Below are 13,058 nucleotides of genomic sequence, written 5' to 3' on the forward strand. Positions count from 1 at the left end.
TCAGCATGACCGGCTTTCAGGCGCATTTCTTTCCCTATCTGCGACGTTTTGCCTTGCCGTGCGCATTACTCATGCTGGCCAGCGTCCATACTCAGGCGGCTGAAAAGCTCAAAGTCGTCACCACTTTCACGGTTATTCAGGATATCGCGCAAAACATCGCAGGTGATGCCGCGACGGTAGAGTCAATTACCAAACCAGGAGCGGAAATTCACGACTACCAGCCGACGCCGCGCGACATCGTTAAAGCGCAGTCAGCTCAGTTGATACTGTGGAATGGCATGAATCTGGAGCGCTGGTTTGAGCGCTTTTTTGAAAATGTCAAAGATGTTCCCGCCATAGTGGTGACGGAAGGGATTACGCCGCAATCCATTCGTGAAGGCGCCTACCATGGCAATCCCAATCCGCATGCCTGGATGTCGCCTTCCAATGCGCGGATTTATATCGAGAATATTCGTGCGGGACTGGTAAAATACGATCCGCAGAATGCCGACATCTATAATCGCAATGCCAAAGCCTATGCGGAAAAAGTCAACGCGATCGATGCCCCTCTGCGCGAACGCCTCTCTCGTATTCCTGAAGCGCAACGGTGGCTGGTGACCAGTGAAGGCGCCTTTAGCTATCTGGCCAAAGATTATCAATTCAATGAAGTATACTTATGGCCAATAAACGCGGATGAACAGGGATCGCCTCAACAGGTACGCCGCGTGATTGATACCGTCCGGGAGAAACACATTCCTGTCGTATTCAGCGAAAGCACCGTCTCGGACAAACCGGCAAAACAAGTCAGCAAAGAAACCGGGGCCAGGTATGGCGGAGTTCTCTATGTTGATTCTCTGTCAAATGAAAAAGGCCCGGTCCCTACCTACATCGACCTGCTGAACGTCACGGTAGAAACCATCGCCAAAGGATTTGATCAATGAGCAGTGATACCGCAGCACAATCATTAGATGTCCATGATGTTTCCGTCACTTATAGCAACGGGCATCAGGCGATACGGCACGCCTCTTTTTCGCTGAGCGGCGGAACGATTTGCGCGCTGGTCGGGGTAAACGGCAGTGGGAAATCGACGTTATTCAAAAGTATCATGGGGCTGGTTAAACCCACCTCCGGGCACGTGTTGCTTAACAATAAGCCTATTTTTCAGGCGCTGAAACAGAACTTGGTGGCCTATGTTCCACAAACCGAAGATGTGGACTGGAACTTCCCCGTACTGGTTTCCGATGTCGTCATGATGGGGCGCTACGGCAAAATGAATTTTCTGCGCATACCCAGCCAGCAGGATCGTGCCATCGTCGCCGAATCACTGGAACGCGTGGGGCTTTCCGCGCTGCGTGAGCGTCAAATCGGCGAACTCTCCGGCGGACAGAAAAAACGCGTCTTTCTCGCCCGCGCGCTGGCGCAGCAAGGCAGCGTATTGCTGCTGGACGAACCGTTCACCGGCGTCGATGTCAAAACCGAGAACGCCATTATCGATCTGCTCCGCACACTGCGCGACGAAGGACACTTGATTCTGGTCGCCACGCACAACCTCGGCAGCGTGCCAGAATTCTGCGATAACGTGATTCTGGTCAACCGGACCGTTCTGGCGGCCGGTCCCACCCACAGCACCTTTACCCAACGCAATCTGGAAAAAACCTTTGGCGGGGTGCTGCGCCATATTAATCTTGGTGGCCCACACCTTCACGACGATGACGATTCGCGTTCCGTAACGGTATTGACAGACGATGAGCGTCCGGCTGTTTTCTACGGCTCAACCAAGAGCGATTCTCCCGCTTTAAGCTCTGTACAGGTGGAGAAAAAGCACCGATGATCGACATCCTATTACAGCCCTTCGGTTATAACTACATGGTGAAAGCGATCTGGGTCAGCGCAATGGTGGGCGGCGTCTGTGCCTTTCTTTCCGCTTATCTGATGCTGAAAGGCTGGTCATTGATGGGGGATGCCCTGTCGCACTCGGTTGTTCCCGGTGTGGCGGGCGCTTACGCGCTGGGTTTGCCGTATGTCGTCGGCGCGTTTTTTACCGGTATGCTGGCTGCGCTGGCTATGACGCTCATCCGACATATTACCCGGCTACGTGAAGACGCCATCATCGGCTTTATTTTTTCTACATTCTTCGCGGTCGGTTTATTGATTATTTCGCTCAATCCGACGTCAGTTAACGTTCAGTCGATTATTTTCGGCAATATTCTGGGTATCGCCGACGAAGATGTTCTTCAGGTGGAAATTATCATCGGGGTGACGTTCGTGATCCTATGTCTGCTATGGAAAGATCTGCTTGCCGTGTTTTTTGATGAAAACCATGCACAATCCATCGGCCTTTCTCCGCTGAGGTTGAAAATCCTTTTCTTTACCCTGCTCAGCGCCTGTACCGTTGCCGCATTGCAAACCGTTGGCGCCATTCTGGTAATCGCAATGGTCATTACCCCTGGCGCCACAGCTTATCTTCTTACCGACCGGTTTGACCGTCTGGTGCTGATTGCCATAGCGCTGGGGTCCATTTCCAGCGCCGCGGGCGCTTACCTGAGTTTTTTTCTCGACGGCGCAACCGGCGGCGTTATCGTCACACTGCAAACCTTGATATTCCTGCTGGCGTTTTTATTCGCCCCGAAACAGGGATTGCTGACATCACGCCGCGCCCGACAGCGCGATCAGCAGGGAGACGCGCTATGAGCATGCTAATCAGTTGGTTAACCGAACCGCTCGCCTACCCGTTTATGCAGCGAGCGGTTATCGCCGCCATCGTTACGGGGACGGTATGCGCCGTCTTGTCCTGCTATCTGGTGCTGAAGGGGTGGTCGCTGATGGGCGACGCGATTTCTCATGCCGTTTTGCCCGGCATTGTTCTGGCGTTTTGGCTTGGTATCCCGCTGGTCATCGGCGCTTTTGCATCCGGCATCTTTTGCGCCGTCGCCACTGGCTATGTCAAAGAACATAGCCGGGTAAAAGAAGATACGGTCATGGGCATCATCTTTTCCGGTATGTTTGCGCTGGGTCTGGTGTTGTTTGCCCGCATTGATACCGACCAGCATCTCAACCATATTTTGTTCGGCAACGTACTGGGAATTACCGGACAAGAGCTGACGCAACTCCTGGTCATTGCCGCCATTACGCTATTTGTCATCCTGCTGAAATGGCGCGATTTCATGCTCTACTGCTTTGATCCCGGCCATGCGCGTGTAATTGGTCTGCCGGTGAAACTGCTGCACTATGGTCTGCTCTGCCTGCTGGCGTTAACCATTGTGGCATCGTTACAGGCGGTCGGCGTGATTTTGGTGATCGCGATGCTGATCGCGCCGGGTATCATCGCGTTTATGGTATGCAAACGCTTTGACCGCATGCTGATGCTGGCAACGGTGGCGTCTGTGGCGTCCTGCGTCGCCGGAACCTTAATCAGTTTCCACATTGATGGCGCCACCGGCCCTTGTATTGTGCTCGTTCAAGCGTTGTTCTTTACGCTGGCTCTGACTTATCATCAGTGGAAACTTCGCAGAAGCGCAACGTTGGCTGCCGGAGCTAAAATAGCCTAAGGCGCTCCCTGAGTTTACCTCTGCCTTGACGTAAACTCAGGGATGGTCAACGCCAACTGCGTTATATTTTAACTGCGTCTATACTCTTTTCCTGAGCACTTCCACTGTCGTCATCCATCATCACTGTGTCACAGTGCCCGTTTTAATTGTGTTCTATGGGCTAACGTAGTGATAATCAGTAGCATTGGGTGGCAGCGGCGGGATGATCAGGTTTTCTGGCAACATCAACGGGAGGATGACCATATGTGGCAAGCAATCAGCCAAATTCTGGAAGAATACCTCGGTGCCGCTGACATTCAGGAGCGCCAGGCATTACCCGGCGGAGAAATCCACTCCGCATGGTATGTCCGCTATGGCGAGCACGAAGTTTTCGTCAAGTGCGATATCCGTGAAATGCTGCCCAAATTCACCGCCGAAGCCGACCAACTCTCGTTACTGGCCCGCAGTCAAACCGTGAATATTCCCGTGGTTTACGGTGTCGGCAGTTCCCGCGACAACAGCTTCCTGCTATTGGAATACCTGCCGGTAAAACCGCTGGATGCTCACGGCGCCTGGTGCCTCGGCGAACAGTTGGCGCACCTGCATCAATGGAGCGATCAGCCGCAGTTTGGGCTGGATTTTGACAATGACCTGTCAACCACGCCGCAGCCTAATTGCTGGCAGCGACGGTGGCCCACGTTCTTTGCTGAACAGCGGATTGGCTGGCAGCTTCAGTTAGCCGCCGAAAAAGGCATGCATTTCGGTGACATCGAAACGCTGATCGCGCGTGTAGAGGAAAGGCTGTTAGGTCATCAGCCTCAGCCATCACTGCTGCATGGCGACCTATGGCCCGATAACTGCGCTAACAGCCACAATGGATGCTACCTGTTCGATCCGGCCTGTTACTGGGGCGACAGGGAGTGCGACCTGGCGATGTTGCCGCTTTATCCTAAGCTGCCACCACAAATTTATGACGGCTATCAGAGCGTATGGCCGCTGGATAAAGACTTTATCGAACGCCAGCCGGTCTACCAAATTTATTATCTGCTCAACCGCGCCAATCTATTTGGCGGGAAAAACATTCTTGAGGCGCAACAGGCTATTGAGCAACAGTTCAATCTATGACGTGACCACATCCGCTATACCACCGGCGAAACGCTGAAAGAACATGGCTGGCGGCGACTCGGCGCAGGCGATAAACGCCCCGATGCCCATTTAATCAGACGGGAATTCCCAGTAAGCGTAAAATCACGTACCCCAAGCCGGCCAGAATCAGCGGCAGGATATAAAGCGGAAAAAATTGCAGAAAAATGGTGTGGTGCGGCATCACAACACGCGCTTCTAATGCTTCGCGCGTACGGCTTTCGTTACCCTTCGCTTTATCCAGAATCAGCTGATCTTCGATACCCTCACGAATAGCTTTCACCTGACGAGACATACGCGCGCCAGACACCTGTAGCGCCAGTCCGACAAAAATCAGGATGTAAATCAACCAGAACATCAGGCTTGACGGCACAAAAAAGCGCGAAAAATCAGGAACCGGCGAGTTATACCAAAAATTATCCAGAAATGGCGTATTGAAGCGAACCATATCAATCATCAAGTACAAAAAATCCAGCAGAACCGCATCAATCCCCTCCCTTCTCTGTTTATAGGCATAAAGATAATTGGCTAACGAAACGAGTGTAGACAGCAACGCCGGAATAAAAATTATCCATCCCGCGATACGTTTAACCACGGCAATACGGCCAGCCAGTTGATATGTCATGAGTTCTCCTTTTGAACGGCGCAGCAACGTATATCAAATAGTGTATACATAAAAAAAATCGCCGGCAGTCTACTGTAGATTTATTATCGTCAATGTCTTATCGCCCGACGCGCTTTATAGGCAATGATTTAGCGTATAATCAACGCGTATTCTCATTGATTTCTGACTCTTTCCACCCTGCGGGAACTGCTTTGTATGACCCCTGACTTTTCTATCCAAGCGGCCATTTTTGATATGGATGGCTTACTGATTGACTCCGAACCCCTGTGGGACATGGCCGAAATTGAAGTCATCGCCTCGCTGGGGATTGATACTTCGCTACGCCAATCCATGACCGACACGCTGGGATTACGTATCGATATGGTGGTTGATCTCTGGTATCAGATCGCTCCCTGGAACTCGCCCAGCCGGGAAGTTGTCGTTAACCGCATTATTGAGCGCGCAATCGAATTAGTTGCTGAACGCCGCCCTCTGTTGCCCGGCGTTGAACACGCGTTGCAGCTCTGCCGCCAGCGACATCTCAAAATAGGTCTGGCTTCTGCTTCGCCGCTGCGCATGTTGCAACAGGTACTCCACATGTTCCATCTTGAAACTTATTTTGATGTTCTGGTTTCCGCGGAAAAGCTGCCCTATAGCAAACCTCATCCTGAGGTCTACCTGAACGCGGCTAACAGCCTGGGCGTTTCACCTTTACAGTGTGTCACGCTGGAAGATTCGATAAACGGCATGATTGCCACCAAAGCAGCCCGCATGCGTTCCATCGTGGTTCCGCAACCTGAGTTCAGCCAAGACCCACGCTGGGCGCTGGCCGAACTCAAGCTGGAATCTTTACTGCAACTGGATAACGGGCACATTTCGTGATGCCCCGAGAACCGGTGATTAGCCGGAAGGCGAGTTCCGGCTGACGCTCTAATTTGCTAGTCTAACGCGCCATTCATAAGAATGGCGGTGATTATCCCGGTAGTCGCCGCAATCAATACGTAGTTTCCATCAATGTGAGCCCAGTGCTGTCCGGCGGGTGGTTCGCCTAACCCTCTGGCGCGCCAGTCATTGACCCGATAATCATCCCCGCGAAAACGTTGAGGTGCGGGATGACCTTTCCTGAAATTATTCCCACGCCATGCAAAATGGTCGCGTTCACGGAAGTTAGATGCATCCCGATGCTCACGGGAAGTCTGCTTTGCCGCATGGTTTCCTTTGCCGCTATCGTGATTACCGTCAGGCGCATTTCTGCGTTCACCACCATTTTGGTGATTAGGCGCTTGCCGTTTCTGTTCGTGTGGTCCATTCGGGCCTTCCGCAAAAACAATACCTGAAAAAGCGCTGGTGGCCAGCAGTAACGACATCATCAGTGCCAGTGTTTTTTTCGTCATTGTATTTTCCTCGCCGCATTAACAGTCTTATAGAACTGGTTAACAGCAATATCGGTGACAAATAGGGTTGGGCGAAAGATGGAAATGTCTTAAAACCGCTTGTCTGACAATATATTACCTAATCCATGCAAAATCTTAACACATAGACATTCACGCATTTTGATGTCAGGGGCATTGCGTACATTAGTACGTTAGGTGCGAGGATACTGACGGATCATGCTGAGAGACTTCGGAAGCGTCCCTCTTGTCTCTCAGCATATTTTTGGAGATGAAACACGGATAAACCCAATATTCACGTAAGCCCCCGGCCTACGCAATAACATAAAAGCGTAACGTTTATTATCGGTTCGGAGACGTATCGTATGCCTGACAGCTTTGGAAGCCTTTGTTGAGAACGTGCCCGGTTTCATCATAGCTGACAAAATAATTTTGAGCCGTGCCGTCACGATTCTTTAACAGATAATCGCTACACGTCCCCTTCGCGTTTACCAGCCTTCTTTCCGTTCCTCCCGAACCAGCAAGCTGATAAACCTGCTGCTTCGTCATTCCTACCTTAACATCCTTTACCACCGGCTCATTCACATAGCTCTCTGCTTTGTTATAAGCCGTACACCCAGAAAGAAAGACTGCGCCTGCCGCCGCAATACACAATATTTGTCGATTATTTTTCATTGCATTACCTCATATGGATGGGTCATGGATGAGTCTAGATGGCAAAAGGCATTTTTTCAAATGCCGAGGTGGTGAGATAACGCTGTCATTGAGAGAGCAAAAACCTCACCCTGAGATAAAACCCCTGACAGAACGCTTGTCCTTTTTCTTCGCGCCAATTCGTTTTACACTCAGGGGATTACGATAATTATTCCGCAGGATCAATAAGTTCAGGAGGGTAGATTATGTCATTACAGCAAGACATTATCACTGCACTGGGGGTCAAAAGCACCATTGACCCGGTGAAAGAAATTCGTGTTAGCGTTGATTTTTTAAAGAGTTATCTGAAGGCCCACCCATTCGTAAAATCGCTGGTATTGGGGATCAGCGGAGGCCAGGACTCGGCGTTAACCGGTAAACTTTGCCAAACGGCCATTAGTGAGATACGTAATGAAACGGGTGAACAGGGTTATCAATTTATCGCCGTGCGCCTGCCTTATGGCGTACAGGCCGATGAAGCCGACTGTCAGGACGCTATCAATTTTATTCAACCCGACAAGGTGCTGACGGTCAATATCAAACCAGCGGTAGAAGCCAGCGAAGCCACGCTAAGGGCGATTGGCATTGAGCTTTCCGACTTTGTCAAAGGTAATGAAAAGGCGCGCGAGCGGATGAAGGCGCAGTACAGCATCGCGGGCATGAATGCCGGATTAGTGGTGGGAACCGATCATGCGGCGGAAGCCGTGACCGGATTCTTCACAAAATATGGCGACGGCGGAACAGACATCAACCCGATATTCCGTTTGAATAAACGCCAGGGGAAAGCGCTGCTGCAAGAATTGGGCTGCCCGTCTCACCTTTACACCAAAGCGCCGACGGCCGATCTGGAGGAAGATCGCCCTTCACTGCCTGATGAAGTCGCCCTGGGTGTGACCTATGAGAACATTGATGATTACCTTGAAGGTAAGCAAGTGGATGCAAAAGACGCGGCGACCATTGAAAACTGGTATCGCAAAACCGAACACAAGCGTCGTCCGCCGGTTACCGTTTTCGACGATTTCTGGCAATAATCAGGTTTGATAGACTCTGGCGGATGCTGGTTCCGGCATCCGCTTTTTATTATGGATAGGACTGTCCTTCATCGGTGCATTCACCCTACTCGCCTACTCCGCGCAAAGTGTCATTAGGGTAGCCACGTGAATAAACCAGTGTGCGCATCGGATTCGGGATGTCCCTCTCAGGGCATTAACCTGTTATAGTGGATTTCACATTTATTTAACTCAAAGAACGTTATGTTGCGGCGATTCTTCTCTTATTACTCCCCCTACAAGGGGCTATTCGTGTTGGATTTTGGCTGTGCCATTGTCGCGGGTTTGCTTGAACTGGGTTTCCCGATGGCGATCAAAGCATTCATCGACAAACTGCTGCCAGAGCAAAACTGGTCGTTAATTCTGCTGGCGTCGGTGGCGTTACTAGCGGTGTACTTGCTAAACACCGCACTCATGGCCATTGTCAACTATTGGGGACATGCGCTGGGGGTTGGCATCGAAACCGACATGCGCCGCCAGGCGTTTGAACACCTGCAAAAACTGCCATTTCGTTATTACGACAATATGAAAACCGGGCATATCATTACCCACGTCACCAAAGATCTGGAAGAAGTCGGCGAAATCGCGCATCACGGCCCGGAAGATCTGTTTATTGCGATTATGACTTTCATTGGCGCATTTATTCTGATGGCGACCGTGCATCTGCCGCTGGCAATGCTTACTATCGTCATTGTGCCGTTCATGACATATCTGGTCAGCCGCTATGGCGCCCGAATGACCGATACCTGGCGCCAGTTGTTCGGTCAGGTTGGTAATTTCAATGCCCGCATCGAGGAAAGCGTGGGCGGTATTCGCGTTGTCAAAGCTTTCGCCAATGAAGCGCATGAGGAACAACTGTTTTCTCATGACAATGAAAACTATCGTCGCACCAAACTTCAAGCCTATCGCATCATGACCGCCAGTCTGACGCTCAGCTATCTGAGCACCCGTCTGATTCAGTTGATCGTCATGCTGGCAGGCATCTGGTATGTCATCAAAGGTGAACTGACCTACGGTGGCTTTATCGGCTTCCTGTTATTGATCGAAGTGTTCTTCCGCCCGGTCGCTAAAATTACTGCGGTGCTGGAGAGCTATCCGAAAGGCATTGCCGGTTTCAAACGCTTTACCCAACTAATTGATACCGTGCCGGAAATTGCAGACGCCCCCCATGCTCGCGATAGGGGGCCACTTAAAGGTGATATTGAATTCATCCAAGTCGGCTTTGGCTATTCGCCCGATCGTCCCATCATCCATAACGTTAATCTGTCGATACGCGCTGGCGAAACCGTCGCCTTTGTCGGGCCTTCTGGTGCAGGAAAAACCACACTCTGTTCGCTGCTTCCTCGCTTTTATGATTTAACCAGCGGCAGTATCACCATCGATGGCATTGATATTCGCGACATGACACAGTCATCCCTGCGCAGCCAGATCGGTATCGTACAGCAGGATGTCTTCCTGTTTGGCGGCACCATTCGTGAAAATATCGCCTATGGCAAACTGGGGGCCAGCGATGAAGAAATCATGCAGGCGGCGAAACGCGCCAGACTCGACGAACTGATTGACAATCTGCCTGACGGTCTGGATACCATCGTGGGCGAGCGTGGCGTCAAATTGTCCGGCGGTCAGAAACAGCGTTTATCCATTGCACGGATTTTCCTGAAAAATCCGCCGATTCTGATCCTTGATGAGGCGACCTCCGCACTGGATACCGCCACCGAACAGGCGATTCAACAATCGCTCAGCGAGCTTTCTGCAGGACGAACCACGCTGGTTATTGCCCATCGTCTGGCAACCATCCAGAATGCTGGGCGTATTGTGGTGGTCGATAACGGCGGGATCATTGAGCAAGGCAGCCATCAGGCTTTAATTGCGCACCGCGGGATTTACGCCAGTCTGCATCAGGCACAGTTCGGACACGCTTGATGCGCTTCAAAGCCATCGCCGTATAAAGAAAAGGCCGCTTACGCGGCCTTCATGTTTACTCTTTGGGAGAGGCGTTCTCCACCCTGCTTTTTAGCTTTTGCCCCGGACGGAACGTGACCACACGGCGCGCCGTAATCGGAATATCTTCGCCAGTTTTTGGGTTACGTCCCGGTCGTTGGTTCTTGTCTCGCAGATCAAAATTACCAAATCCCGACAATTTGACCTGCTCGCCATTTTCCAAAGCTCGACGAACTTCTTCAAAAAACAGCTCGACTAACTCTTTGGCATCCCGTTTGCTCAGCCCAAGCTTCTCAAACAGGTATTCTGACATTTCAGCTTTAGTAAGCGCCATAGGTTCAATCCCTCAAGGATGCTTGGAATCGCTGTTTTAATGCTGCTACACATTTGGCAACGGTAGCGGCAATTTCCTCTTCTGCCAGTGTCCGAGAGGTATCTTGCAAGATCAGACTGATAGCCAGGCTCTTGTAACCTTCAGCTACGCCCTTTCCTCGGTACACGTCGAATAAGTTTACGCCAACTAACTGATTTGCGCCAACTTTCTTACACTCGGCTAAAATATCCCCAGCCGGGACGTTTTCAGCCACTACTACAGCGATATCACGACGGTTTGCAGGGAACCGGGAAATGTCGTTCGCATTAGGCAGAATGCGGTGTGCAACCTTATCCCACAGCAATTCAAATACGACTGTGCGTCCGTTCAGGTCCAGCTTGCGCTCCAGCTCCGGGTGGATAACACCAATAAATCCAATACGTTCCCCGCACTGATAAATAGCAGCACTTTGCCCCGGATGCAATGCCGGATTACTCTCAGACTTGAACTCGATAGCCGACAACTTACCCGTCAGCGACAGCACAGCTTCCAAATCACCTTTTAAATCATAGAAGTCGACAGCCTGACGCGCCAGATCCCAATGCTCTTCGTAGCGTGTGCCGGTAATCACACCTGCCAACATGAAATCCTGACGAATGCCCAGATCGGCACGGCTGTCCGGCACAAAACGCAAGCCGCTTTCAAACAGACGCAGGCGGCTCTGCTGACGATTCTGGTTGTAAACGACCACGCCCAGCAGCCCGCTCCACAATGAGAGACGCATGGCTGACATTTCTGCTGAAATCGGACTGGGAAGCATCAACGCGTCTTCGCCGGGATGGATCAGAGACTGAATTTTCGGGTCAACAAAACTGTAAGTAATTGCTTCCTGATAGCCATGATCGACCAATAACGTCTTGACGCGCTTGAGTGAAAGCGACGCTTCACGATGCGAAGTCATGGTTAGCGGGGCAAGCGTCGCGATATTCGGGATATTGTTGTAGCCGTAAATCCGGGCAACTTCTTCAACCAGATCTTCTTCAATTTCCATATCAAAACGCCAGCTTGGGGCAACAGCCTGCCAACCTGCGTCTGTTTTAGTCACTTTGCAGCCAAGACGCTGCAAAATATCCGTTACTTGATCATCGGCAATAACATGCCCAATCAGGTGATCCAGTTTTTCGCGACGCAGCATAATCGTCGCCCGCGCGGGTACGTCCGCCGCGCTGGTCACATCCACCACCGGGCCAGCTTCACCGCCACAGATAGCGATCAGCAGACGCGTGGCCCGCTCCATCGCCTTATACTGTAATCCGGGATCAACGCCACGCTCGTAACGATGGGAGGCATCGGTACGCAAGCCATAGCGACGCGCACGTCCGGTGATGGATAGCGGGTTAAAGTAGGCGCATTCCAGCAGAATATTTTGCGTCTCTTGATTAACGCCGGAATGCTCACCGCCCAAAATCCCGCCCAGCGCCAGCACTTTTTGTTTATCAGCGATCACCAGCGTATCCGCGTTAAGCTTCGCCTCATTGCCGTCCAGCAGCGTCAGCGTCTCACCATCGTGGGCCTGGCGCACCGCAATTCCGCCCTCCAGTCGGTCAAGATCGAACGCATGCATCGGCTGGCCCAACTCCAGCAAGACATAGTTGGTGACGTCGACCACCGGATCGATGGCGCGGATACCACAGCGTCGCAGCTTTTCACGCATCCATAGCGGCGTTGCGGCCTTAACGTTGATGCCTTTGACAACTCGCCCCAGATAACGCGGGCAAGCCTGCGGCGCTTCAACCTGAACCGGGAAAGTATCCTGAATGGTTGCCGGGACCGGTTGAATGTCGGGTTCAATTAGCGGCAATTGGTTCAGCACGGCCACATCGCGGGCAATGCCAATGATGCCCAGACAATCCACACGGTTCGGCGTTACGCTGATTTCAATGATGTTGTCATCCAGTTGCAGGTATTGACGAATGTCCATGCCAATCGGCGCATCAAGCGGCAACTCGATAATGCCGTTATGATCGTCGGAAATACCCAGCTCAGAAAATGAGCACAGCATCCCTTCGGACGGCTCGCCACGCAGTTTAGCCGCTTTGATTTTGAAATCGCCAGGCAGCAGCGCTCCCACCATCGCTACCGCCACTTTCAAACCCTGACGACAGTTCGGCGCACCACAAACGATGTCCAGCGGACGATCGCCGCCCACGTTAACTTTTGTTACGCGCAGTTTATCGGCATTCGGATGCTGACCACACTCAACGACTTCCCCCACGACAACACCGTGGAAAGCGCCGGCAACCGGCTCAACGCCATCCACTTCGAGCCCCGCCATGGTGATTTGTTCAGATAATGCATCACTGTTAACCGCCGGGTTTACCCACTCGCGTAACCAGAGTTCACTGAATTTCATGATGA

General features: G+C 51.8%; 13 protein-coding genes. 8 read left to right on the plus strand and 5 right to left on the minus strand.

All coding sequences use genetic code 11. The features are described 5' to 3' along the window. The first annotated feature begins 5 nt into the window (after positions 1-5). From EH207_RS09370 to EH207_RS09390, 5 genes are all read left to right on the plus strand, one after another. Positions 6-920, plus strand: coding sequence for a metal ABC transporter substrate-binding protein (locus tag EH207_RS09370; RefSeq protein ID WP_137713764.1), 915 nt, complete (start codon positions 6-8; stop codon positions 918-920). Then, entirely contained in the window at positions 917-1,810 is an 894-nt protein-coding gene (locus tag EH207_RS09375) for a manganese/iron ABC transporter ATP-binding protein (RefSeq protein WP_137713765.1), read from the plus strand. Before EH207_RS09370 ends, EH207_RS09375 begins: the two co-directional genes overlap by 4 nt. Further along, positions 1,807-2,670 carry a metal ABC transporter permease gene (locus tag EH207_RS09380; protein WP_137713766.1) on the plus strand — a complete coding sequence of 288 codons (864 nt, stop codon included), beginning with the start codon at positions 1,807-1,809 and terminating at the stop codon, positions 2,668-2,670. Before EH207_RS09375 ends, EH207_RS09380 begins: the two co-directional genes overlap by 4 nt. Next, positions 2,667-3,527, plus strand: coding sequence for a metal ABC transporter permease (locus EH207_RS09385; RefSeq protein WP_137713767.1), 861 nt, complete (start codon positions 2,667-2,669; stop codon positions 3,525-3,527). Before EH207_RS09380 ends, EH207_RS09385 begins: the two co-directional genes overlap by 4 nt. A 243-nt stretch (positions 3,528-3,770) precedes the next feature. Then, positions 3,771-4,631, plus strand: a complete 861-nt coding sequence (locus EH207_RS09390) for a fructosamine kinase family protein (RefSeq protein WP_137713768.1) — start codon at positions 3,771-3,773, stop codon at positions 4,629-4,631. A 94-nt stretch (positions 4,632-4,725) separates the two neighbouring features. Here the strand turns inward: EH207_RS09390 and EH207_RS09395 are convergent, their stop codons facing one another. Continuing rightward, a complete protein-coding gene (locus EH207_RS09395; RefSeq protein ID WP_137713769.1) occupies positions 4,726-5,274 on the minus strand; it encodes a YniB family protein in 549 nt (182 codons plus the stop codon). Between the two features lie 195 nt (positions 5,275-5,469). On the opposite strand from EH207_RS09395, the gene hxpB reads away from it, so the two are divergent. Next, a complete protein-coding gene (hxpB, locus tag EH207_RS09400) occupies positions 5,470-6,135 on the plus strand; it encodes a hexitol phosphatase HxpB (protein ID WP_137713770.1) in 666 nt (221 codons plus the stop codon). Positions 6,136-6,191: 56 nt separating this feature from the next. Here the strand turns inward: hxpB and EH207_RS09405 are convergent, their stop codons facing one another. Beyond that, positions 6,192-6,647, minus strand: a complete 456-nt coding sequence (locus tag EH207_RS09405; protein ID WP_137713771.1) for an RcnB family protein — start codon at positions 6,645-6,647, stop codon at positions 6,192-6,194. Positions 6,648-6,986: 339 nt separating this feature from the next. After that, positions 6,987-7,319 (minus strand): osmotically-inducible lipoprotein OsmE, encoded by a 333-nt coding sequence (osmE, locus tag EH207_RS09410; RefSeq protein ID WP_137713772.1) that lies wholly within the window; start codon positions 7,317-7,319, stop codon positions 6,987-6,989. Between the two features lie 224 nt (positions 7,320-7,543). Between osmE and nadE the strand changes: the two genes are divergently transcribed. Together nadE and EH207_RS09420 are read left to right on the plus strand one after the other, a co-directional pair. Then, complete coding sequence (gene nadE / locus EH207_RS09415; protein ID WP_137713773.1) at positions 7,544-8,368, plus strand: ammonia-dependent NAD(+) synthetase; 825 nt, start codon at positions 7,544-7,546, stop codon at positions 8,366-8,368. A 222-nt stretch (positions 8,369-8,590) separates the two neighbouring features. Beyond that, positions 8,591-10,309 (plus strand): ABC transporter ATP-binding protein, encoded by a 1,719-nt coding sequence (locus tag EH207_RS09420; protein WP_137713774.1) that lies wholly within the window; start codon positions 8,591-8,593, stop codon positions 10,307-10,309. Positions 10,310-10,364: 55 nt separating this feature from the next. On the opposite strand, the gene ihfA is transcribed toward EH207_RS09420, so the two are convergent. Together ihfA and pheT are read right to left on the minus strand one after the other, a co-directional pair. Then, positions 10,365-10,661: an integration host factor subunit alpha gene (gene ihfA / locus EH207_RS09425; RefSeq protein ID WP_009112984.1), complete on the minus strand. Its 297-nt coding sequence runs from the start codon at positions 10,659-10,661 to the stop codon at positions 10,365-10,367. Between the two features lie 4 nt (positions 10,662-10,665). After that, positions 10,666-13,053, minus strand: coding sequence for a phenylalanine--tRNA ligase subunit beta (gene pheT / locus EH207_RS09430; protein WP_137713775.1), 2,388 nt, complete (start codon positions 13,051-13,053; stop codon positions 10,666-10,668). Between the last annotated feature and the right edge of the window lie 5 nt (positions 13,054-13,058).

This window comes from Brenneria rubrifaciens (genome assembly GCF_005484945.1).
GTDB lineage: Bacteria > Pseudomonadota > Gammaproteobacteria > Enterobacterales > Enterobacteriaceae > Brenneria > Brenneria rubrifaciens.

Excerpts from the sequence above, each read along its gene's own strand:
- EH207_RS09370 (WP_137713764.1), top strand. The coding sequence starts at position 6 with ATGACCGGCTTTCAGGCGCATTTCTTTCCCTATCTGCGACGTTTTGCC.
- EH207_RS09395 (WP_137713769.1), bottom strand. The coding sequence starts at position 5,274 with ATGACATATCAACTGGCTGGCCGTATTGCCGTGGTTAAACGTATCGCG.
- hxpB (WP_137713770.1), top strand. The coding sequence starts at position 5,470 with ATGACCCCTGACTTTTCTATCCAAGCGGCCATTTTTGATATGGATGGC.
- EH207_RS09405 (WP_137713771.1), bottom strand. The coding sequence starts at position 6,647 with ATGACGAAAAAAACACTGGCACTGATGATGTCGTTACTGCTGGCCACC.
- EH207_RS09375 (WP_137713765.1), top strand. The coding sequence starts at position 917 with ATGAGCAGTGATACCGCAGCACAATCATTAGATGTCCATGATGTTTCC.
- osmE (WP_137713772.1), bottom strand. The coding sequence starts at position 7,319 with ATGAAAAATAATCGACAAATATTGTGTATTGCGGCGGCAGGCGCAGTC.
- EH207_RS09380 (WP_137713766.1), top strand. The coding sequence starts at position 1,807 with ATGATCGACATCCTATTACAGCCCTTCGGTTATAACTACATGGTGAAA.
- EH207_RS09420 (WP_137713774.1), top strand. The coding sequence starts at position 8,591 with ATGTTGCGGCGATTCTTCTCTTATTACTCCCCCTACAAGGGGCTATTC.
- ihfA (WP_009112984.1), bottom strand. The coding sequence starts at position 10,661 with ATGGCGCTTACTAAAGCTGAAATGTCAGAATACCTGTTTGAGAAGCTT.
- EH207_RS09390 (WP_137713768.1), top strand. The coding sequence starts at position 3,771 with ATGTGGCAAGCAATCAGCCAAATTCTGGAAGAATACCTCGGTGCCGCT.
- pheT (WP_137713775.1), bottom strand. The coding sequence starts at position 13,053 with ATGAAATTCAGTGAACTCTGGTTACGCGAGTGGGTAAACCCGGCGGTT.
- nadE (WP_137713773.1), top strand. The coding sequence starts at position 7,544 with ATGTCATTACAGCAAGACATTATCACTGCACTGGGGGTCAAAAGCACC.
- EH207_RS09385 (WP_137713767.1), top strand. The coding sequence starts at position 2,667 with ATGAGCATGCTAATCAGTTGGTTAACCGAACCGCTCGCCTACCCGTTT.